The 21,284-nt window shown below is 72.9% G+C and carries 19 protein-coding genes and 2 pseudogenes; 16 read left to right on the top strand and 5 right to left on the bottom strand.

Going from position 1 to position 21,284, the window contains the following annotated elements:
* Positions 1-513 precede the first annotated feature (513 nt).
* On the bottom strand, positions 514-2,160 hold the full coding sequence (locus BUE44_RS16060) for a penicillin-binding transpeptidase domain-containing protein (protein WP_073498752.1): 1,647 nt from the start codon (positions 2,158-2,160) through the stop codon (positions 514-516).
* A gap of 139 nt (positions 2,161-2,299) precedes the next feature.
* Here BUE44_RS16060 and BUE44_RS16055 point away from each other — a divergent pair, with 139 nt between their 5' ends.
* The 10 genes and pseudogenes from BUE44_RS16055 to BUE44_RS16005 all read left to right on the top strand — a co-directional run bounded on the left by BUE44_RS16055 (position 2,300) and on the right by BUE44_RS16005 (position 10,517).
* The gene (locus BUE44_RS16055; protein ID WP_073498750.1) at positions 2,300-3,343 is read left to right on the top strand and encodes a LysR family transcriptional regulator; all 1,044 of its coding nucleotides are present in this window, start codon (positions 2,300-2,302) and stop codon (positions 3,341-3,343) included.
* 22 nt (positions 3,344-3,365) lie between these two features.
* Entirely contained in the window at positions 3,366-4,238 is an 873-nt protein-coding gene (locus BUE44_RS16050; RefSeq protein WP_073498748.1) for a serine hydrolase, read from the top strand.
* A gap of 295 nt (positions 4,239-4,533) precedes the next feature.
* Positions 4,534-5,139 carry a fasciclin domain-containing protein gene (locus BUE44_RS16045; protein ID WP_073498746.1) on the top strand — a complete coding sequence of 202 codons (606 nt, stop codon included), beginning with the start codon at positions 4,534-4,536 and terminating at the stop codon, positions 5,137-5,139.
* 411 nt (positions 5,140-5,550) lie between these two features.
* Positions 5,551-5,676, top strand: a pseudogene (locus BUE44_RS39555) (malic enzyme-like NAD(P)-binding protein); the annotation flags it as partial.
* A 92-nt stretch (positions 5,677-5,768) separates the two neighbouring features.
* Positions 5,769-6,005: a malic enzyme-like NAD(P)-binding protein gene (locus tag BUE44_RS39550; RefSeq protein WP_073498742.1), complete on the top strand. Its 237-nt coding sequence runs from the start codon at positions 5,769-5,771 to the stop codon at positions 6,003-6,005.
* Positions 6,006-6,163: 158 nt separating this feature from the next.
* Positions 6,164-7,288, top strand: a complete 1,125-nt coding sequence (locus BUE44_RS16025; protein WP_073499008.1) for a CE1758 family FMN-dependent luciferase-like monooxygenase — start codon at positions 6,164-6,166, stop codon at positions 7,286-7,288.
* Entirely contained in the window at positions 7,285-7,893 is a 609-nt protein-coding gene (locus BUE44_RS16020; RefSeq protein ID WP_073498740.1) for a CE1759 family FMN reductase, read from the top strand. The genes BUE44_RS16025 and BUE44_RS16020 overlap by 4 nt, the downstream gene beginning before the upstream one ends.
* Before the next feature lie 69 nt (positions 7,894-7,962).
* Positions 7,963-8,415 carry a VOC family protein gene (locus BUE44_RS16015; protein ID WP_073498737.1) on the top strand — a complete coding sequence of 151 codons (453 nt, stop codon included), beginning with the start codon at positions 7,963-7,965 and terminating at the stop codon, positions 8,413-8,415.
* Between the two features lie 145 nt (positions 8,416-8,560).
* Positions 8,561-9,205, top strand: a complete 645-nt coding sequence (locus BUE44_RS16010; protein WP_073498735.1) for a dihydrofolate reductase family protein — start codon at positions 8,561-8,563, stop codon at positions 9,203-9,205.
* A gap of 190 nt (positions 9,206-9,395) precedes the next feature.
* Positions 9,396-10,517, top strand: coding sequence for a PP2C family protein-serine/threonine phosphatase (locus BUE44_RS16005; RefSeq protein ID WP_159450261.1), 1,122 nt, complete (start codon positions 9,396-9,398; stop codon positions 10,515-10,517).
* Positions 10,518-10,560: 43 nt separating this feature from the next.
* Here BUE44_RS16005 and BUE44_RS16000 read toward each other — a convergent pair whose 3' ends face one another.
* Positions 10,561-11,580, bottom strand: coding sequence for a LacI family DNA-binding transcriptional regulator (locus BUE44_RS16000; protein ID WP_073498732.1), 1,020 nt, complete (start codon positions 11,578-11,580; stop codon positions 10,561-10,563).
* 275 nt (positions 11,581-11,855) lie between these two features.
* Complete coding sequence (locus BUE44_RS15995; RefSeq protein ID WP_073498730.1) at positions 11,856-12,176, bottom strand: L-rhamnose mutarotase; 321 nt, start codon at positions 12,174-12,176, stop codon at positions 11,856-11,858.
* 658 nt (positions 12,177-12,834) lie between these two features.
* On the opposite strand from BUE44_RS15995, the gene rhaI reads away from it, so the two are divergent.
* The 6 genes and pseudogenes from rhaI (at position 12,835) to BUE44_RS39540 (ending at position 19,283) form a co-directional block, all read left to right on the top strand.
* Positions 12,835-14,001, top strand: coding sequence for an L-rhamnose isomerase (rhaI, locus tag BUE44_RS15990; RefSeq protein WP_073498728.1), 1,167 nt, complete (start codon positions 12,835-12,837; stop codon positions 13,999-14,001).
* A gap of 91 nt (positions 14,002-14,092) precedes the next feature.
* Positions 14,093-16,147 (top strand): bifunctional rhamnulose-1-phosphate aldolase/short-chain dehydrogenase, encoded by a 2,055-nt coding sequence (locus BUE44_RS15985; RefSeq protein ID WP_073498726.1) that lies wholly within the window; start codon positions 14,093-14,095, stop codon positions 16,145-16,147.
* Between the two features lie 89 nt (positions 16,148-16,236).
* A complete protein-coding gene (locus tag BUE44_RS15980; protein ID WP_073498724.1) occupies positions 16,237-17,766 on the top strand; it encodes a rhamnulokinase in 1,530 nt (509 codons plus the stop codon).
* A gap of 27 nt (positions 17,767-17,793) precedes the next feature.
* Positions 17,794-18,012, top strand: a pseudogene (locus BUE44_RS15975) (heterodisulfide reductase-related iron-sulfur binding cluster); the annotation flags it as partial.
* Between the two features lie 420 nt (positions 18,013-18,432).
* Positions 18,433-18,669 carry a hypothetical protein gene (locus tag BUE44_RS39545; protein WP_073498722.1) on the top strand — a complete coding sequence of 79 codons (237 nt, stop codon included), beginning with the start codon at positions 18,433-18,435 and terminating at the stop codon, positions 18,667-18,669.
* A gap of 269 nt (positions 18,670-18,938) precedes the next feature.
* A complete protein-coding gene (locus tag BUE44_RS39540) occupies positions 18,939-19,283 on the top strand; it encodes a hypothetical protein (RefSeq protein ID WP_073498720.1) in 345 nt (114 codons plus the stop codon).
* 282 nt (positions 19,284-19,565) lie between these two features.
* Here BUE44_RS39540 and BUE44_RS15960 read toward each other — a convergent pair whose 3' ends face one another.
* Positions 19,566-20,849, bottom strand: a complete 1,284-nt coding sequence (locus BUE44_RS15960; RefSeq protein ID WP_235002183.1) for an RNA polymerase sigma factor — start codon at positions 20,847-20,849, stop codon at positions 19,566-19,568.
* Positions 20,850-20,910: 61 nt separating this feature from the next.
* Complete coding sequence (locus BUE44_RS15955; protein WP_073498718.1) at positions 20,911-21,261, bottom strand: YciI family protein; 351 nt, start codon at positions 21,259-21,261, stop codon at positions 20,911-20,913.
* Positions 21,262-21,284 lie beyond the last annotated feature (23 nt).

Genomic DNA, 21,284 nt, shown 5'->3' with positions numbered 1-21,284 from the left:
CCCAGACGATCCGGCGGGCGGCCCCCCGGCCACCCTCTCGTCCTCATGGGGGACGTTCCCCGGCTCCCGGCAGTTGCGCCACCCGCCGAACACCCGCCTGCCGCCCGGCGGACGATGCCCGGTCGCACCGCCGCGGTCCCGCTGCGGAGGCACGTACCGACCTCCGCGCGGGCACCAAATGCCGGGCCGGCGTACCACCGCGTGGCCCGGGCGGCTGCGGCCGCAACGCGGTGCGGACCCGCCTGGCTTCGCGGCTGGCGTCGAGCGCCGGCCCCGGGCGTGCCACCGCGTGGCCGGGCGTCTCCGGCCGCGATGCGGTGCGGTAGGACCAGCCTGGCCCCGCGGCCGGCGTCAAGCGGCGGGCCGGCGTACCACCCGCGTGGCCGGGCGGCTGCGGCCGCAACGCGGTGCGGTGCGGGCGGCCCGCATGCGGCAGCGGTCCGGAAACTGCGGCGCTCGACGGCTGCCGAGCGTCCTCGCAGCGCAGCATCCCGCGCCGAGGGCCCGCCGGCGTCAGGAGGGGTCGGTCGGGTTGGCCGACAGGAGGTCGTGGATCACCGGGCCGGCGGAGCCGCCGCCGGTGACTCCCTGCTCCACGACGCAGGCCACCGCCACGTTGCCGCGGTAGGCGACCAGCCAGCCGTTGTTGGGCTCGTCGTCGGACACCTCGGCCGTGCCGGTCTTGGCACCGACGGCGCCGGGCAGGTCGGCCAGGATCCGGGCGGTGCCCCGGGTGACGGTGGCGCGCATCATCGTGCGCAACTGGGCGACGACAGCGGGCGGCAGCGCCGTGGTGGAGGTCTCGTCCTCCGCCTTGCCGGTGATCCTCGGCTGGTGGAAGGCGCCGGACACGGCGGTGGCCGTGACCGATGCCATGACCAGCGGGTTGGCCTGCAACCGGCCCTGTCCGATCATCGAGGCCGCCTTCTCGGTCTCGTCCTTCGCGACCGGTACCGACCCGTCGAAGGACGGGACGCCGACGTGCCAGTCCTGGCCGACGCCGAAGTACGTACGGGCCACGCGGCCGAGTTCCTGGTCCCCGAGCCGGCCGCGCAGGGAGATGAAGGCCGTGTTGCACGACTCTGCGAAGTCGTCGAGGAAGGTGGCGCCGGGGTGCTCCGAGGTCTCGACGTTGTGGAATTCCTTGCCGACGGTGAGGTGTTTGGGGCAGTCCACGGTGTCCCGCGGTGCCACGGCGCCCTTGAGCAGCAGGGCGCTGCTGGTGACGATCTTCCACGTGGACCCGGGTGCGTAGGTGCCGGAGACGGCGCGGTCGAAGCCGGTGGACGGGGAATTGGCCAGCGCCAGCACCTCGCCGCTGTCGATGCGCAGCGCCACCAGGCCGGCGTTCCTGCCGTGCACCCCGGCTGCCAGCGCCCGCTCGGCGGAAGACTGCCAGGCGGCGTCGAGCGTGGTGTGCACGTCGCTGCCGCCCTGAGTACCGGGCGCGGCACCGAAGGTGGCCTCCGTACGCTCGACCCTGCCCGTCGCCCGGTCGACCAGCTGGACCGAGCCGCGGCCGACCGCCCCGCCCGTGCCGCCGTCCGGCGAACCCAGCGCCGGGCCCAGGGAGGACAGTGCGGCGCCGCTGAGGACCTTCCCGTGCCGGTCGAACGCCTGCGGCGCGGCCGCCTCCTCGCGCTCCAGGTGGAATTTCGCGGCCGGGCTGAGGTCGGGGTGGACCACGGACAGGGCCCAGTCCACCTTCCACGTCCCGTCGTCCTGCCTGCCCAGCGACAACTTCGAGGCGTACGTCCACGTGCCCAGGCCGGTGATCGGCATCCGGGCCGTGAACGGCACGGTCACCGCCCCGTCCCGGACGCGGGTCGCCGCGGCGGGCGTCAGCACGGGCCGGCCGATGTCCAGGCCCTCGGTGAAGTTGTCCAGCACTTGGCGGGCCGAGTCGGGGCTGGTGGTCCGGGCGGCGGCACCGGGCCGCCGCCCGGCTGCCCAGTCCGCGAGGAAGGCGTGCGCCTGGCTCACGGCCGCCGGGTCGGGGGCCGGAGCGCCGCCCGCGCCGCCGCGGGCGAGCGGGCGCACTCCGACGGCGTAGGTCCCCGCGGCGGCGGCCGCACATAGCGCGGCCACCACGGCGACGGTCCGCCAGGTTCTGCGGGACTTCCTGCGGCGGCGGTTGACGGTGCTCAGGTATTCGGGCATCGGACGTCCTCCCCGTGACGTGGTTCCACGGCCCTGCGTAGCGGCCGGATTCGCAGGCCAAGCAGAGCAACGGCCGAACCGCCTTGTCCAAGACGGATATCGCCCTCAGATTCATCAAGAAGCGATATCATCGCTGTTCATGGACCTGGTGAGGCATGTCGAGTGCTTCGTGGCTGTTGCAGAAGAGTCACACTTCGGCCGTGCCGCCGCCCGCCTCGGCATGGCCCAGCCGCCGCTGTCGCAGCGCATCCAGCGCCTGGAGAAGGAGCTGGGCGTCCGGTTGTTCGATCGCAGCAGCCGCCAGGTGGCCGTCACCGAGGCCGGCGCGCTGCTGCTGGCCGACGCGCGCGACATGCTCGCGCGGGCCGAAGCGCTGCGGGCCACCGCGCGGCGGATCCGCCACGGCGAGACCGGCCTCCTGCGCGCGGCCCTTCCGCCCGACCTGGCCGGCGAGACCGTCGCCGCGCTGCTCGCGGACTTCGGTCACCGCCACCCCGGGCTGGTGCTCGAAGTGCACGAGTTGACGACCGCCCAGCAACTGGCCCGTTTCGCCGCCCACGAGTTGGACGTCGGAGTCATCCACCACCCGTGCGACGTCACGGGGTTGGAGGTGGGCGAGATCCTGCGCAGCGAACTGGGCGTCCTGCTGCCCGGGGGCGCGGAGGCCGCGGCGCGGGACGAGGTACCGCTGTCCCTGCTCGACGGATACGATCTGATCCTCTTTCCGCGCTCCTGCGCCCCCGCCTCCTACGACGACTTGCTGACCATGTGCGCACGCAATGGCTACACACCGGCCGCCGTCCGGCACGGCCAGGGTGCCGGCTTCGTCCGCGGCCTGATCCTGTCCGCATGGGCTGCAAGGGCCACGGAAGGCTCAGGGGGCGCGGGGGCGGTGGCGTTCGCCCCGCGCGACGCGGTGGCGGCGGCGGCGCCGCCCGCGGAGCCGGGTCCGGCGCCGGACCGGTCCGGCGCGTCCGGCGCGTCCGGCGTCGTCTGGCGCCCGCTGGCCGGCGCGCCGCTGGCCCTGCGGCACTCGGCCGCCTGGCCCCGTGGACGCGCCGACGCCGCCGTACGCGCTTTCGGCGAAGCCGCCGCGCGGGCCCTGCGCGCCACCGCCGGTGCCACCGCCGACGAGCCCGGCAGGCGCACGCATCTGCGCCCGGCCTCGGAGTTCTGGCTGTGACCGCGGCACCGGGCCGGTGCCCGTGACCGACGCCCGCGGCCGTATCCAGGCCGCCTTCGCCGACGCCGCCGTCACCGGCTGGCTGCACGCGCGCGACATCGACTCCGGCGCTCAGGTCGACGCCGGCGGCGACCAGGAGGTGTGCACCGGCAGTGTCCACAAGCTCTGCCTGCTGGTCGCCCTCCACCACGCCGCCGCCGAGGGCCGGCTGGACCTGGCCGAGCAGACCGAGTGCCCGCCGGCCGGCCGCACCCCGGGGCCCACGGGGCTGGCCGCCATGCTCGACCCGGTCCGCATGTCCCTGCGCGATATGGCGTACCTGATGGCGGCCGTCAGCGACAACGCCGCCGCGGACGCGCTGCTGGAGCGCGTCGGCCTGGACGCCGTCAACCACGCCACCGCCCGCCTGGGACTGACCCGCACCCGCGCGGTCCACACCTTCGGCGAGATCCTCACCTCCATCCGCGAGGACGCGGGCCCCGGCGGCGCCCAGGCGCTGGCCGACCCGCATGTCGTCAGCCGCCTGCGGGCCCTCGACCCGGCCGGCACCAACCGCAGCACCCCCAGGGAGATGACCGGCCTGCTCGGCGCCGTGTGGCGCGACGAGGCGTGCACGCCCGAGCACGGCGCCGCCATCCGCCGCCTGCTGGCCCTCCAGGTCTGGCCGCACCGGCTGGCCTCGGGTTTCCCCTTCGACGACGTCCGCGTCGCGGGGAAGACCGGCACCCTGCCGACGTTGCGCAACGAGGTCGGCGTCGTCGAATACCCCGACGGCGGCCGCTACGCCGTCGCGGTCTTCACCCGCACCCCCAACACCGCCGCCACCCTTCCCGCCGCCGACGCCGCCGTCGGCACGGCCGCCCGCATCGCCGTGGACGCCCTGCGCTCCTTGTGAGGGCCGCCGGCTCGAAGAGCGCAGGCGTCCACGGGCTCTGCGCGGGGCCCGCCGCGTCGCACAACGCACGGCGTATCGGACACATGTTCGATTAGGCGGGCAAAAAGGTGCGCCCTCAGCAGGGCGCTGCCACTCTCGAAGGGATCACGTGAGCCGGCGCCGTGCGCACGGTCCCCGGTCCTCCCCTCTCCCCGTTCCCGTCCGGCCCCGAGCCGAGGCCCTGGCCGGCCCCCCTCCAGACCTGCCTCCCGATTGCCGCGTGCCCGCACTCCCGCAGCGGAAATGAGGAATCGACATGACGCAGACCCGCATCCCCCGCCGAGTCGCCGTCGCGCTGACCGCGGCCGCGGTGGCCGTACCCCTGTCGCTGGGCGGGATCGCCACCGCCGCCTCCGCCACTTCCGGCCCCGGCGCCGCCTCGCCGAGCCCCACCACCTCCGACGGGACCTTCGGCACCGGCTGCTCGGGCAGCGCGGCGGTGATGGCCCGGGCCGACGTGGCCACGGCGGCGGCCACGAACCCGCAACTGGCCACCCTGGCCGCGGGACTCAAGAAGGCCGGGCTGTTCGACACCCTCAACTCGGCGAAGGACGCCACGGTCTTCGCGCCGACCAACGCGGCCTTCAAGAACCTGTCCGCCTCCAAGCTGGCCTCGCTGCTGGCCAATTCGTCCCAGCTGAAGAAGGTGCTCGGCTACCACGTGGTGAGCGGCAAGCGGATCACCCCCGCCGAACTGCCCAACGGCTCGTTCAAGACGCTGGAGGGCGGCAATCTGACCACGTCCGGGTCGGGGACCACCTTCAAGGTCAACAACACCGCGAACATCGTCTGCGGCAACATCAAGACCCGCAATGCCACGGTCTACCTCATCGACTCCGTCCTGACGCCGCCCTCCTCCTAGCGCCCGGTCAGGCCGGGCCGGGGTGCGGACGGCGGGGGCGAGTCGCGCGCGTATCCGAGAGGAGCCGATCGTGGCGCATCAGCCGGACCCGGCCCGGGACCGTATCGAGACCACCGCGCGGCGGCGTGCGGTGCTGAGCAATCCGCTGTTGAACCGCGGCACCGCCTTCACCCACGAGGAGCGACGGGAGCTGGATCTGGTGGGGCTGGTGCCGCCACGGGTGCTGACGCTGGACCAGCAGGTGGACCGCGCCTACCAGCAGTACGGCACCCAGCCGAGCGACCTGGCGAAGAACGTCTACCTCACCGCGCTGCACGACCGGAACAGCGTCCTGTTCTACCGGCTGATCGGCGACCACCTCGCGGAGATGCTGCCGATCGTCTACATGTCCCGCGCCCGATCATCCTGCCCATGTCCAACCCGACGCGGCTGGCCGAGGCCGTCCCCGCCGATCTGCTGGCCTGGACCGGCAGCCGTGCCCTGATCGCCACCGGCAGCCCCTTCGGCCCGGTCGAGCACGACGGCGTCAGCTACCGGATCGGCCAGGCCAACAACGCGCTCGTCTTCCCGGGCCTGGGCCTGGGCGCGATCGCGCGATCGTCGCCGGCGCCCGGCGGGTCACCGACGGCATGCTCGCGGCGGCCGCGCACGCCGTCGCGGGGCAGACCGACACCACCGCCCCCGGCGCCCCGATCCTGCCGCTCATCGACCGGCTGCACGAGACCTCCGTGGCCGTGGCCGTCGCCGTGGCCCGCGCCGCCGCCCGGGACAATATCGCGGGCACGGCGGTCGACGACGGCATCGAGGACCGCGTACGGGCGGCCATGTGGCGGCCGGTCTACCTGCCGATCACGGCGGCCCGCTGACGCCCGCCGCCGTACCGCGACGGCTGCTCCGGTCACCTCGTGTGAGGGGGCGGGTGAGGTGAGTGCCTTCTGCGTGCCGGGCACGCGGGTGGAAGAATTGGCGGGGCCTGCACTAGAACCACAGGGAGTTCTTCATGGACTCGTCCGAAGCGCTGGGAATGCAGTTCGGGATCTTCACCGTCGGTGACGTCACGACGGACCCGACGACAGGGACGACCCCCACCGAGGCGGAACGCATCCAGGCCACGGTCGCCATCGCGCGCAAGGCCGAGGAGGTCGGGCTCGACGTCTTCGCGACCGGCGAGCACCACAACCCGCCCTTCGTACCGTCCTCGCCGACCACGCTGCTCGGCTACATCGCCGCACAGACCGAACGGCTGATCCTGTCCACGTCGACCACGCTGATCACGACCAACGACCCGGTCAAGATCGCCGAGGACTTCAGCGTCCTGCAGCACCTGTCCGGCGGCCGCACCGACGTCATGCTCGGCCGCGGGAACACCGGCCCCGTCTACCCGTGGTTCGGGCAGGACATCCGCCAGGCCATCCCGCTGACCGTCGCCCACTACGGCCTGCTGCGCCGCCTGTGGCGCGAGGAGGTGGTGGACTACGAAGGCACCCTGCGGTCCTCGCTCCAGGGCTTCACGCTCGCACCGCAGCCGCTGGACGGCGTCCCGCCCTTCGTCTGGCACGCCGCCATCCGTACGCCCGAAGTGGCGGAGCTGGCGGCCCACTTCGGGGACGGCTTCTTCGCCAACCACATCTTCTGGCCGCCCTCCCACACGCAGTCGATGGTCGAGCTGTACCGCCGGCGGTTCGCGCACTACGGCCACGGCAGTCCTGAGCAGGCCATCGTGGGCCTGGGCGGGCAGGTCTTCATGCGGCGCAACAGCCAGGACGCCGTCAGCGAGTTCCGCCCGTACTTCGACAACGCGCCGGTCTACGGGCACGGTCCGTCGCTCGAGGACTTCACGTCCCTCACACCGCTGACGGTCGGATCACCGGCCCAGGTCATCGACAGGACGCTCGGCTTCCGCGACTACGTCGGCGACTACCAGCGCCAGCTCTTCCTCGTCGACCACGCAGGCCTCCCGCTCAAGACGGTGCTCGAACAGCTCGACCTGCTGGGCGAGGAGGTGGTCCCGGTGCTCCGCAAGGAGTTCGCGGTCGGCCGGCCTGCCGACGTACCGCCGGCACCGACCCATGAGTCCCTGCTGCGTGCCCACCGGGCGGCCGCCGGGGACTCGCAGCCCGACAGGGAAGAGGGTGTGAAAGCCGGATGAAGCTGACGATCATCACGGGCGGCCTGCGCGAGCCGTCCTCGACACGGCTCCTCGCGGACCGGCTGGCGGCAGCGGTGGCCGATGAGGTCAGGCAGCGCAGTGGGCAGCGGGCCGAGACGACGTTCGTGGAACTCCGCCCCCTGGGCCACCCCATCATGGACGCGATGCTGACCGGCTTCACCAGGGAGGAACTGCAGTCCGCCTTCGACGCCGTCGCCGGAGCGGACGGCGTCATCGCCGTCACCCCGGCCTTCAACGCCTCCTTCAGCGGGCTGTTCAAGTCCTTCTTCGACGTCCTACCGGAGCACACGCTCGCGGACATGCCCGTTCTGATCGGTGCGACCGGCGGTACCGAGCGGCACTCCCTGGTCCTCGAACACGCGCTGCGCCCGATGTTCACCTACCTGCACGCGATCGTCGCCCCCCGTGCCGTCTACGCCGCCACCAGCGACTTCGGCGAGTCGGAATCCTCCCTGGGCAAGCGCGTCGTCGACGCGGCGGCCGACTACTCGCGCCTGCTGCACGCGTGCGGCCCGCGGGCACGACGCGCGGAGATCGACGAGGACCTCGCCTCGATGCAGCAACTGCTGGGCGACACATCGTGAGGGAACCGTGCCCGGCAGACGTGACCGAGCCCGTACCTCCCCCGCTCTTCGCACGTTGGGAGTACCGCCATGCCCCATGACGACCTGCCGGCCCCGGAAACCGGGCTGGTCCTCACCCACTTCCTGACGGTGGCCGACGTGGCCCGCGCGCGGGCCTTCTACACCGGCGTCCTGGGCGGCGAGGTCGTACTCGCCGAGAATCCCTGCATCGTCAGACTCGCCAACGGCTGGATCATCATGAACCCCGGCGGCGGACCCACCCCCGACAAACCCGACGTCACCCTCCACCCGCCGACCGACCCGACGACCGCCACCAGCTTCCTCAATCTCCGCGTCGCCGACATCCAGGCGTGCTACGAGGAATGGAGCGCCAAGGGCGCCCGCTTCCTCACCCCGCCCATCGACCGCGGAGCCGAAGTGCGGTGCTACCTCCGCGACCCGGACGGTTACCTCATCGAGGTCGGCCAGGCCACCGGCATGCTGCACGGCGTCTACGCGGATCCCCCCGCGGGAACCGGCTGAGTGGTGCCCCGGCAGCGTGATCAGTTCGCTGATCCGCTCGCTGATCCGCTCGCCGGACGAAAGCGGGTGCCGTCTCAGCGATGAGTTCTCCGGGGCCCGCCGGTCTACCTACCGACCGACAACACCGAACTCATCGGAGCAAGCCATGGGCCTCATCCACATCGAACTGTTCGCGACCCTCGACCTCGTCGGGCAGGCGCCCGGCGGCCCCGACGAGGACCCGGAGGGCTTCCCGTTCGGCGGCTGGCAGGCGCCCCTGATCGACGAGGTCGCCGGGGCGCAGATCGGTGCCGCCTACGAGGGCACGGACGCCCTGCTGCTCGGCCGGCGGACGTACGACCTCTTCGCCGCCTACTGGCCGCACCAGAAGGGCGGCCAGGACAACGAGATCGCCACACTCTTCAACAGCGTCCCGAAGTACGTGGCCTCCCGCGGCACGCCCGACCTCTCCTGGGCCGGGTCCACGCACCTCGGGCCCGACCTGCCCGCCGCGGTGCGCGAGATCCGCGACCGGCACGAGCACATCAAGGTGGTAGGAAGCCTGGACCTGGTGCAGACCCTCCTGCGCGAGAAGCTCTTCGACCGCCTCGACCTGTGGGTCCACCCGGTCGTGCTGGGCGTCGGCAAGAAGGTCTTCGACGGCGGCGCGGTGCCCACGAACATCGCCCTCCTCGAACCGCCGGCAGCCAGCCCGAAGGGCACGGTCTACCTGCGCTACGCCCTCGCGGACGGCACACCCGCGACGGGCGACATGAGCGAGCCCGACCGCGGCGTGGGACACGACGCCTGAGGCCCCCGCCCGGCTCGGACCTCCTCCCCCACCTCGGCGCCGGCCGACCGCGAGGCGCGTACGTACCGCCCGCACGCGACCGGTTTGGAATATTTTGCGCGAGTTGTGCGCTGACCGGCGCAATCGACGTAAGGGAACCAAAGGGGGTCCCATGCCCGCCCGGCACCTGCATCCGCCGCTGTGGAAGTCCGTGAGCGCACGTGAGTGCGCCTGGACCGCGCTCGCGGCCGTGCTGATCACGCTGGTGCCGGTCGTGGACCTGTTCGTGCCGCCGGACATCCACCTCGCGCACGCCCTGGTCCTCCCCGTCGCGCTGGCCGCCGTCTTCCTCGGACCGCGGCGGTCGACGCTCACCGCCGGGCTCGCGGTGCTGGCGCTGATCGCGGCCGGGGCCGAGCGGATGTCGCTGACCACCGAGAGCGTGCTGCTGCAGCTGTGCAGCCTCGTCGGGCTCTCGGTGCTGCTGATCGTGATCAGCCGGCTGCTGGAGCGGCGACGCCACGAGGTGCTGGGGCTGCGGCGGGTGTCGGAGGCCGTGCTGCGGCCGCTGCCGCGGCAGGCGGGGCCGGTCTCGATCGCGTCCGCCTACCGGGCCGCCGACGTCGGGACACCGGTCGGCGGGGATCTCTACGCGGTCGCCCGCACGGCCGACTCCACTCGGCTGCTCATCGGTGACGTGCGCGGCAAGGGCCTGGGGTCGGTCGGCGACACCGAACTCGTCCTGGGGGCCTTCCGTGCCGCGGCGCACCGCCAGTCGCCGCTGCCCGAACTGGTCGCGTCGCTGGAGGGCAGCGTCCGCTGGGGGATGAACGAGCGAGGGGACGCCGCAGGATCGCTCGAGACCGCGGAGCGGTTCGTGACGGCGGCCGTCATCGAGATCCCCGACGACGACCCGTGCGTCCACGTGATCAGCTGCGGCCACCTCCCGCCGCTGCTCTTCCACCAGGGCACGGTCGCCGCGCTGGACACCGCGGACCCCGCCCCTCCGCTCGGCCTGGGCGCGCTCGCCGACGGCGGCTACACCCCGACCACTTTCGCCTTCGTGCCGGGCGACCGGCTGCTGATGTACACCGACGGGGTCACCGAGGCGCGCGACGGCAAGGGCGACTTCTACCCGCTGCTGGAGCGTGCCGCCGCGTGGGTCGACCACCACCCGGGGCGACTGGTGCAGGCGGTGACCGCCGACCTCCGGGCCCACGCGCCGGCGGGCCTGGACGACGACATGGCCGTCGTCGCCCTGCAGCGCGACGAGCCGCGGGCGGCCGGGGTCCCCGAGGACCCTGAGGACCCCGAGGAGCTGTGCGGGCGGTGAGGCCGGTCGGTGACCGGTCGGTGGCTTATGCCAGCGGCTGGTTTCAGCGACCGGGGAGGCTGGAGCCGCGGACGACCAGTTCCGGCTGCAGGACGGTCTGGCGGTGGCGGTGGTCGGCCGGGTCGCCGACCGTCTCCTCCAGCAGCATCTCGGCGGCGAGGCGGCCCATGGCGACGGCGGGCTGGCGTACCGAGGTGAGGGGGACGGCGGCGGCCGCGGCGAATTCGATGTCGTCGTAGCCGACGATCGCCATCTCGTCGGGGACGCTGATCCTGGCCGCGAACATCGCCTGGAGGACGCCGAGCGCCAGCAGGTCGTTCGCGCAGAAGACCGCGGTGGGCCGGTGCCCGAGGCCCAGCAGGCGCGATCCCGCGTCGCGGCCGGCGGCGACGTCGAGGCGCTCGGCGGAGATCTCGGTCAGCGCCGAGGCGGGGAGTCCGGCCTCGGCGAGGGCGGCCAGCGCGCCGGCCTTGCGGTCGTGGACCTGGGTGACCTCCGGCGGCCCGCCGACGTAGACGATCGCCCGGTGGCCGGCCGCGACCAGGTGCTGCACGGCGAGGCGGCCGCCTGCCACGTCGTCCACCGACACCGAGCAGACCGACGGGTCCGCCGAGACGCGGTCGACCAGGACGAAGGGGATGCCCTGGCTGCGCAGGCCGTCGAGACTGCGGCCGGTCGGGTCGGCGGGGGTGACCAGGACGCCGCGGACCCGCTGCTCGGCGAAGAGCGAGAGGTATTCCCGCTCCTCACTGACGCTCTGCGCGCTGTTGCAGACCATCACGCCGAGGCCGGCCGCCCGCGCGGTGCGCTCGGCGCCGCTGGCGACGGCCACGAAGAAGGGGTTGCCCATGTCGAGGACGAGCAGCGCCATGATGCGGCTGGCGCCGGCTCTGAGCTGGCGGGCGGACTCGCTGCGGACATAGCCGAGCCTGGCGATGACCGACTGCACCCGCGTCCTGGTCTCCTCGGCCACCAGGTCGGGCCGGTTGATCACGTTGGAGACGGTGCCCACCGAGACGCCGGCCTGCCGCGCCACGTCTTTGATCCCCACCATGGATGCCACGCTCCGTCCCCGCTCCCCGGACTGGAAATTGAACCTATTCAATCATACGGGTCCGACCCCGCATCGCAGAACAGAATGCTGATCCGGCAGAACACGAACGAGGTGTGAATGAATCGCTTCACCTCCGTCGCCCGCCCCCTGCGGCAAGCGGGCGACAGGCGCACGCACGAGCGGGCGTCAGGCGTCAGGCGTCAAGTACCGGACGCGCCGGACAGACGCATGCAGCCGGCGAGCGGGCGGCAACGATTCCGGTGCCCGCGTCAACGAGGGGCCGTTCAGGCGAGGTGGAAGACCTCGCTGAGCGGAACCATAGCCGCATCCGGTGCGCTCCCGTCCAATTCTTCGAAGAAGCCCGCCATTTCCGCCTGCCAGCGGGCATTGACCTCCGTGGCGTCCATCGCGGCCCTCGCCCGCTCGAAATCCTCGGTCTCCAGATAGCCGACCAGCAGACCGTCATCCCGCAGGAAGAGCGAGTAATTGTGCCAACCTGTCGCAGTCAGTGCGGCCTGCATCTCCGGCCATACCGCGGCATGGCGTTCACGGTACTCGGCAAGGCGTTCCTGTCGGATTTTGAGCAGAAAGCATACGCGTTTCATCAACGTTCCTTTCTTGGGCGGCCGGGCCGGAAATCGAGCCGGCCGATGGTGGACCTCCCGACCTCTCGGCCGTCCGACCTCCCGCTTCCCGAGGACGGCCGCTTTGCCGGGGACCCGCCATGCCGACCCGGCCGCTGTCGCGAAGGTGCGGCCCATGGGGCCGGTCGCGCGGGTCTGCCGGGGAGCCCCGCTGATCCGTCAGGCCGGGGACCGGTGCGCTCGCGGTGCGGGGGGTCGTACGTGACGACCGTGGCGCCGCTCTTCCGGGGGCGCACACCCTCCGGACCTGATGCAGGCGGTGCGCAGCGCAGCGGGGTCCTGCACGGACACCGCGAGGGCGTCGACCCGCCGCGGCGAGTGTCCGCGAAGGGCACGCTCACCCCTCCGGCGGGGGAACCGGAGTCCGTTCCGGTGCGCTGTCGGTCATGGGCGTGGGTGACTCCTGAGGCTCCGACGAGAAACAGGGGAGGTGAACTGTTTCAACGGGCGATGCCGGGACGCTAGCCCCGCTCAGCGAGGTCGTCAAGGCTCGACCGGCACGCCCGCCGGGCACCTCATACGCGGCCGCATGAACCATTTCATTGCGTCGCAAGTTATTGACAGACGTTGCCGTCACCACTACGGTGTCCGCTAAATGAAACGATTCACAGAGGTTGCCATGACAGATCGGTCGGCCGTCCGGGCGGCGCTGAAGTCCCAGCGGATCGAGACCCCGTCGTGGGCGTACGGCAACTCCGGTACCCGCTTCAAGGTGTTCCGGCAGGAGGGCGTGCCCCGCGACCCGTACGAGAAGCTGGACGACGCCGCCCAGGTGCACGCGGCGACCGGCGTGGCGCCGGTGGTGGCACTGCACATCCCGTGGGACCGCGTCGAGGACTACGCGGGGCTCCGTGCCCACGCCGAGGAGCGCGGGCTGACGCTGGGCGCGATCAACTCCAACGTCTTCCAGGACGACGACTACAAGCTCGGCTCGGTGACCAACCCCGACCCGGCGGTCCGCCGCAAGGCGCTGGGCCATCTGCTGGAGTGCGTCGACATCATGGACGCCACCGGTTCGCGCGACCTGAAGCTGTGGTTCTCCGACGGCACCAACTACCCGGGCCAGGACGACATCGCGGCCCGCCAGGACCGGCTGGCCGAGGCGCTCGCGGCGGTCTACCAACGGCTCGGCGACGACCAGCGGATGCTGCTGGAGTACAAGCTGTTCGAGCCGGCCTTCTACGCCACCGACGTCCCCGACTGGGGCACGGCGTACGCACACTGCCTCAAACTCGGCCCGAAGGCGCAGGTCGTGGTGGACACCGGGCACCACGCGCCGGGCACCAACATCGAGTTCATCGTCGCCTTCCTGCTGCGCGAGGGAAAGCTCGGCGGCTTCGACTTCAACTCCCGCTTCTACGCCGACGACGACCTGATGGTCGGCGCGGCCGACCCCTTCCAGCTTTTCCGGATCCTGTACGAGGTCGTCAAGAACGGCGGGCTGCGGGCCGAGACCGGCGTGGCCTTCATGCTCGACCAGTGCCACAACATCGAGGCGAAGATCCCGGCGATCATCCGCTCGGTGATGAACGTCCAGGAGGCCACTGCCAAGGCCCTGCTGGTCGACGCGGACGCGCTGGCCGCGGCGCAGCTCGCGGGCGACGTGCTGGAGGCCAACGCGGTGCTGATGGACGCGTACAACACCGACGTACGCCCGCTGCTGGCCTCGGTGCGCGAGGAGCAGGGGCTGCACCCCGACCCGATGGCGGCCTACCGCGCCTCCGGCTGGCAGCAGCAGATCGTGTCCGGCCGGGTCGGCGGCGAACAGGCCGGCTGGGGCGCCTGAGCCCTCGGCCGTACGCGGCAGCCGCCGCGCCCCCGTCCCGTATGCGAAGCACCGGCACCCCTGACCTCCAGAACCGCAAAGGACACCACCCATGGCCGCCGTTCCCCTCCCCGAGCAGAGCACCGTCAGCGAGCTGCTGGAGCGCTCGAACCGGCTGGGCTCGGACCCGCGCAACACCAACTACGCCGGCGGCAACACCTCCGCCAAGGGCAGCGCGCCCGATCCGGTCACCGGCTCCGGGATCGAGCTGATGTGGGTCAAGGGCTCCGGCGGCGACCTGGGCACCCTCACGGAGTCCGGCCTGGCCGTGCTGCGGCTCGACCGGCTGCGGGCGCTGGCCGAGGTCTACCCGGGGGTGGAGCGCGAGGACGAGATGGTCGCCGCGTTCGACTACTGCCTGCACGGCAGGGGCGGGGCCGCGCCCTCCATCGACACGGCCATGCACGGTCTGGTCGACGCGCCCCACGTCGACCACCTGCACCCCGACTCGGGGATCGCGCTGGCCTGCGCCGCCGACGGCGAGAAACTCACCGCCGAGTGCTTCGGCGACACCGTCGTCTGGGTGCCCTGGCGGCGCCCCGGCTTCCAACTCGGCCTGGACATCGCCGCGGTCAGGCAGGCCATCCCACAGGCCGTCGGCTGCGTTCTGGGCGGCCACGGCATCACCGCGTGGGGCGACACCTCCCAGGAGTGCGAGCGCAATGCGCTGCACATCATCCGCACCGCCGAGGCCTTTATCACCGAGCACGGCCGCCCCGAGCCGTTCGGACCGGTCCTGGACGGTTACCTGCCGCTGCCCGAAGCCGAGCGCAGGGCGCGAGCCGCCGCGCTGGCGCCGCTGATCCGCGCGCTGGCCTCCGCCGACCGCCCGCAGGTCGGCCACTTCACCGATACGCCCGAGGTGCTGGACTTCCTCTCCCGCGCCGAGCACCCGCGGCTGGCCGCGCTGGGCACCTCCTGCCCCGACCACTTCCTGCGCACGAAGGTCCGCCCGCTGGTCCTCGACCTGCCGCCCGGCGCTCCGCTGGAGGATGCCGCGGCCCGGCTCCGCGAGCTGCACGCCGACTACCGCACCGCGTACGCCGATTACTACCAGCGGCACGCCTCGCCCGACTCCCCCGCCATGCGTGGCGCGGACCCGGCGATCGTGCTGGTGCCGGGCGTGGGCATGTTCAGCTTCGGCAAGGACAAGCAGACCGCCCGGGTGGCCGGCGAGTTCTACCTCAACGCGATCAACGTGATGCGCGGCGCCGAAGCCGTCTCCAGCTACCGGCCGATCGAGGAGTCGGAGAAATTCCGCATCGAATACTGGGAGTTGGAGGAGGCCAAGCTGCGGCGGATGCCGGCGCCGAAGGCGCTCGCCACCCGGATCGCGCTGGTCACCGGCGCCGGGTCCGGCATCGGCCGGGCCATCGCGCACCGGCTCGTCGCCGAGGGCGCGTGCGTCGTCGTCGCCGACCTGGACGCGGCCAAGGCGGCTGCCGTCGCCGAGGAGTTGGGCGGCGCCGACAAGGCCGTCGCGGTGACGGTCGACGTGACGTCGGAGGAGCAGATCGCCGCCGCCTTCGACGAGGCGCTGCTCGCCTTCGGCGGGGTGGACCTGGTGGTCAACAACGCGGGCATCTCGATCTCCAAGCCGCTGCTGGAGACCACCGCGGCCGACTGGGACCTCCAGCACCGCATCATGGCCCGCGGCTCCTTCCTGGTCTCCCGCGCCGCCGCCCGGGTGATGGCCGAGCAGCAACTGGGCGGCGACATCGTCTACATCGCCTCCAAGAACGCGGTCTTCGCCGGCCCCAACAACATCGCCTACTCCGCCACCAAGGCCGACCAGGCCCACCAGGTCCGGCTGCTCGCCGCCGAGTTGGGCGAGCACGGCATCCGCGTCAACGGCGTCAACCCCGACGGCGTCGTCCGCGGCTCCGGCATCTTCGCCGGCGGCTGGGGGGCCAAGCGCGCGGCCGTCTACGGGGTGGAGGAGTCGGAGTTGGGCGCGTTCTACGCCCAGCGCACGCTGCTCAAGCGGGAGGTGCTGCCCGAGCACGTGGCCAACGCGGTATTCGCCCTCACCGGCGGCGACCTCGCCCACACGACCGGGTTGCACATCCCGGTCGACGCCGGGGTCGCGGCGGCCTTCCTGCGCTGAGCCGCGGTGCCGTCCGCGGCCTTCGCCGTCCGCCGGCTTGCGTCCCCCTCCCGCCTTGCCTTCCCCCTCGCCCGCAGAAGGAAAGCCCCGTGACCTCGACCGCACCGTCCGACTCCGCCGCCCCGTCCGCCTTCGCCGCGGTGGATCTCGGGGCGACGAGCGGCCGGGTGATCGTGGGACGGGTGGGGCGGGGCCGCCTGGACCTCACCGAGGTCCACCGCTTCCCCAACACCCCGCTGCGGCTGCCCACCGGGCTGCACTGGAATCTTCCCGGCCTCTTCCAGGGGGTGCTCGACGGGTTGCGCGAGGCCGCGAAGACCGGCCCCGTGGCGTCGGTAGGCATCGACACCTGGGCCGTGGACTACGGCCTGCTCGACGCGGACGGCGCGCTGCTCGGCCTGCCCCACCACTACCGCGACGACCGCACCTCGGGCCTCGCGGAGCAGCTGCGCGACCGGGTCGGCGCGCAGCGGCTGTACGGCACCACCGGGCTCCAGCACCTGCCCTTCAACACCGTCTTCCAGCTGGCCGCATCCCGCGGGTCGGTCCAACTCGGTTTCGCCCGAACTCTGTTGCTCATCCCCGACCTGCTGACGTACTGGCTGACCGGCTCCGTCGGCGCCGAGATCACCAACGCCTCCACGACCGGGCTGCTCGACGCCAGGACCGGCACCTGGTCGCGGGACATCGCGGCGGCCACCGGGCTCGACACCGACCTGCTGCCACCGCTGCGCGAACCCGGCACACCGGCCGGCCCCCTGCTGCCGCAGGTCGCCGCCGCCACCGGTCTCCCCGCGGACACGCCCGTCGTCACGGTCGCCTCCCACGACACCGCCTCCGCCGTGGCCGCGGTGCCCGCGACCGGCGGAGGTGCCGCGTACATCTCCTGCGGTACGTGGTCGCTGGCCGGTCTCGAACTGGACGCGCCCGTGCTCACCGAGGAGTCACGGGCCGCCAACTTCACCAACGAGCGCGGCATCGACGGCACCGTCCGCTATCTGCGCAACATCATGGGCATGTGGCTGATCGAGGAATGCCGCCGCGCCTGGGCCGCGCGCGGTCGGCCGGTGGCCCTCACTCCGCTGCTCACCGCCGCCGCCCGGGCGGAACCGCTCGCGGCGCTGATCGACCCCGACGCACCGGAATTCCTCGCCCCCGACGACATGCCCGCCGCCATCGCCGGCGCCTGCGTCCACACCGGCCGGCGCCCGCCGGCCGAGCCGGGCGCGGTGGTCCGCTGCGTGCTGGACAGCCTGGCCCTGGCACACCGCCGGGTGCTGCGCCGTGCCGCGGAACTCTCCGGCCGCGACATCACCCGGATCCACCTCGTCGGCGGCGGGAGCCGAAACGCGCTGCTGTGCCAACTGACCGCCGACGCGACCGGCTTGCCTGTCGTCGCCGGACCCACCGAGGCCACGGCGATCGGCAACGTGCTGGTGCAGGCGCGCGCCCACGGCCTGGTGGGCGACCTCGCGCAGATGCGGCAACTCGTCGCCGATACGCAGCGGTTGCGCCACTACCGCCCTCAGGGCGACAGCCGAGCCTGGGACGCCGCGGAGGCCCGGCTCGCGGCCGGGTCCCCTTCCGTGCCCCCGACCGTCCCCGGGACCGGCCGGTGACCGCCGGACCCTCACCCGCCGCCTCGCTTCCCCACCGGCCAGTCCTGCTGCGGCCAGCCGCAGTACAACACCGGCTACCGGCACCAGACCGAGCCACTGGTCCACCGCTACGCCACCGTCTTCACCGACTACGACTACGACTACGACTACGACTACGACTACATCGTGACCCCGTCAGGGTCGTGTGCGGCCATGGTCCGCGACAACTACCCCAAAATCGCCCAGCGGGCCACCGCCGAAGGCCGCGACGGCGGGCTGACCCTACCGGTCAGGGCGGGATAGGTTGGGACGCCGGTCGGAGGGAGTGGCGGAGCGTGGTGGAGCGACCGCGTGGGTGGGTGCGGGTGCCGGTGGGCGAGGACGCCGCCCGCTGGGCCTCCCGGAGCCGCAGCCGGCGCGTGCTGCTGGTCGTACACAACGTCACTGCCGCGACCCGGCTGCTTGACGTACTGCCGCTGTTCCGCGACGACTTGCGAGTCCAGCTGCTGGCGACCTGCACCGGCTCCTCGCCCTTCCAAGCCGGGGTAGCAGAGCTGCTGGACTCGGTAGGGTTGCCGGTCCTGCCGTGGGAGCAGGCGGTGAGCACTCCGGTGGACCTGGCCGTGACGGCGAGCCTGGGCGGCGAACTCGGCATCATCAAAGGGCCGTTGGCGGTCCTCTCGCACGGTGTGGGCTTACAACAAGACGCTGGAGGGCTCGCAGCCGGAGGGCGCCTCCCCGCCGCCGGTGTTCGGGTTGTCACCGCAGTGGCTGCTGTCGGACGGCGAACCGGTCGCGGAGGCGCTGGTCTTCTCGCACCCCGAGCAGATCGAGCGGCTGCGTGCCGGCTGCCCGCAGGCCGTGCCGGCAGCGGTGTTGGGCGGGGACCCGTGCTTCGACCGGGTTCTGGCCGCCGGGCGATAGCGCGAGCGGTTCCGCAGGCCGCTGGGCGTGCATCCCGGGCGCCGGCTGGTGCTTCTGAACTCCACATGGAATCCCGCGTCGTTGTTCGGCGACGGCGGAGCCGAGGACGTACTGCCGCTGCTGCTCCCGCGGTTGGTGTCGGAGCTGCCGGTCGACGAATATCGCGTCGCGGCGGTCCTGCACCCCAACATCCGGGCCGGACACGGGCCGGGTCAACTGCGGCTGTGGCTGGACCTGGCACGCAGGGCCGGGCTCACCGTGATCGACCCGTGCCGCTGCCGCGGTACGAGCCCGCGCCGCCCACCGCACCGCTGCATGTCGTCGCCGCGGTCGGCCCGAAGGACGACGAGATACGGGTGGTCAGGCACGTACGACCCGTCACCGAAGCCGGCACGGCGCGCAGCATGCACACGGCCGTACACGAGGACACCCTCGACCCGGGCGACCTCGACCTCGCCGGTATCGTCTGGTGGCACGGCGACCCCGCCGACCCGCGGCTGGGGCCGCCTGCGGACTGCGGAGCGGAAGTGCTCGACCGCCACCTCGGCTGCTCGCCGGCGGCCTATGCCACCGGGCCGCACACCTGCGTGGTGGTGCACCGCGCAGGTCTGTGACCCGAGCTGACCGGCCACCCGGGCACCGACCCTTCGCTCTACGCGTCGGCCTTCTTCGCCCTGCGCAACCCGGCATGCGGTGACCCGCCCGGGGCCTTCACCGTACGAAGGGGCGGGTCACCGCACCACGTGACCTCACGACTACTCGGACCGGACGACCCGTCTCCCGGTGCGCTTCCGCCACGTCGGTGAGCACCCGGACCTCGCTGTTCGGCTCGGCGGCGCAGGGGCGCGGAAGGAGCCGACGAAGCATCCGGGACCGCGCCCGGTGAGCGGCCCGGCTCAGCACGGCTGCTCGGCGTCCAGCGCGGCGATCCTGGTGAGCAGGAAGTCCCGCTCGACCGCGTTCGAGGTGTGCTGGAGTGCCTGCCGGTAGGCGCTCCCGGCGGCGGCACGGCGGCCGAGGCGGTGCAGGAATTCACCGCGGGCGACGGACGCGTAGGGGTAGCCGGCCAGCCGCGGCTCTTCGGCGAGGTCGGACAGGGCGGCGAGGCCCGCCGCGGGGCCGTGGGCGAAGCCGACGGCGACCGCGCGGTTCAGGGCGGCGACGGGTGTGGGGCGGCGGCGCAGCAGCAGGTCGTACAGCCCGACGATCTCCGGCCAGTCCGTCGCCTCCCAGGTGGGGGCCTCGGCGTGGACCGCCGCGATCGCCGCCCGCAGCGCGAACGGGCCGGGCGGGCGGCGGCGCAGCGCCCGGCGGACCAGCAGCAGGCCTTCGGCGATGGCCGCCCGGTCCCACCGGCCGCGGTCCTGGTCGGCCAGCAGCACGGGGGCGCCCTCCGCGTCGAGCCGGGCGGGCCGGCGCGCGTCGGTCAGCAGGACCAGCGCGCGCAGCCCGGCCACCTCCGCGTCGCCGGGCAGCAGCTCGCCGAGCATCCGGGCCAGTCCGGCGGCCCTGGCGATCAGTTCGGTGCGCAGCAGCGCCGGACCTTCGGGGGCGACATGCCCGGTGGTGAACAGCAGGTCGACCACGGTCAGCACCGCGTCGATCCGCTCCGGCAGGTCCCCGGAGTCCGGGATGCGGTACGGGATGCGGGCCGCGGTGATCTTCTTCTTCGCCCGGGTGATCCTCGCGGCCATGGCGGTCTCGGCGACCAGGAACGCGCGGGCGGTCTCCGCGGTCGTCAGCCCGCAGACCAGCCGCAGCGTCAGCGCCACCCGGTCCTGCGGGGCGAGGGCCGGGTGGCAGCAGGTGAAGATCAGCCGCAGCCGCTCGTCGGGGATGTCCTCGCCGTCGGCCGGTCCGGTCACCGTCTCGTCGTCGTCGGCGAGCAGGGGCAGCGCCGTGCGGAAGAAGGCGTCGCGCCGGATGACGTCCACGGCGCGGTTGCGGGCCGTGGTGGTCAGCCAGGCGCCGGGCCGGGCGGGGATGCCGGTGGACGCCCACGCCACCAGGGCCTTGGTGTAGGCGTCCTGCACGCACTCCTCGGCGAGGTCGAGGTCGCGGGTGACCCGGACGGTCGCGGCCAGCACGAAGGCCCACTGGCCGCGGTGCGCCTCGGCGACGGCGCGGGCCGCGGCGGCCTGCCCAGGGCCGCGGGGCGGCGGGTCGGCGGGCACGGACACGGGCAGGCCTCCTGTCTGGCTTCACGGGCGGCGGTGCGGGCCGCCTGCCGTCCGGCTCGGGTCAGTGCAGCGGGCGCACTTCCACCGCCGCCTCCCCGGTCCCGCCGAAGAACGGCAGCCGCTTCGCGACGGCGAGCGCCGCGTCGAGGTCGGACACGTCGATGACGTAGTAGCCGCCCAGGGCCTCCTTGGTCTCGGCGTAGGGGCCGTCCGTCACGAGGTGCCCGCCGGCGCCGTCCTCGCGCACCACGGTCGCCGTCGACGTCTGCTGGAGGTGCTCGCTCGCCACGATGGCGTCCTTGTGCTCGCGGTCGAAGGCCGCGTGCGCCTCGTCGAGCGCCCGGCGGGCGGCGTCGTCGGCCGCCTCGTAGTCGGCCTCGTTGTCGTGGATGAGCAGCAGATAGCGCGCCATGGCCGTCTGTCCTTCCGTGTCGT

The organism is Actinacidiphila paucisporea, assembly GCF_900142575.1.
Taxonomy (GTDB): domain Bacteria; phylum Actinomycetota; class Actinomycetes; order Streptomycetales; family Streptomycetaceae; genus Actinacidiphila; species Actinacidiphila paucisporea.
Note: the sequence above shows the minus strand (reverse complement) of the source record. Positions and strands in the feature narration are given on the sequence as shown.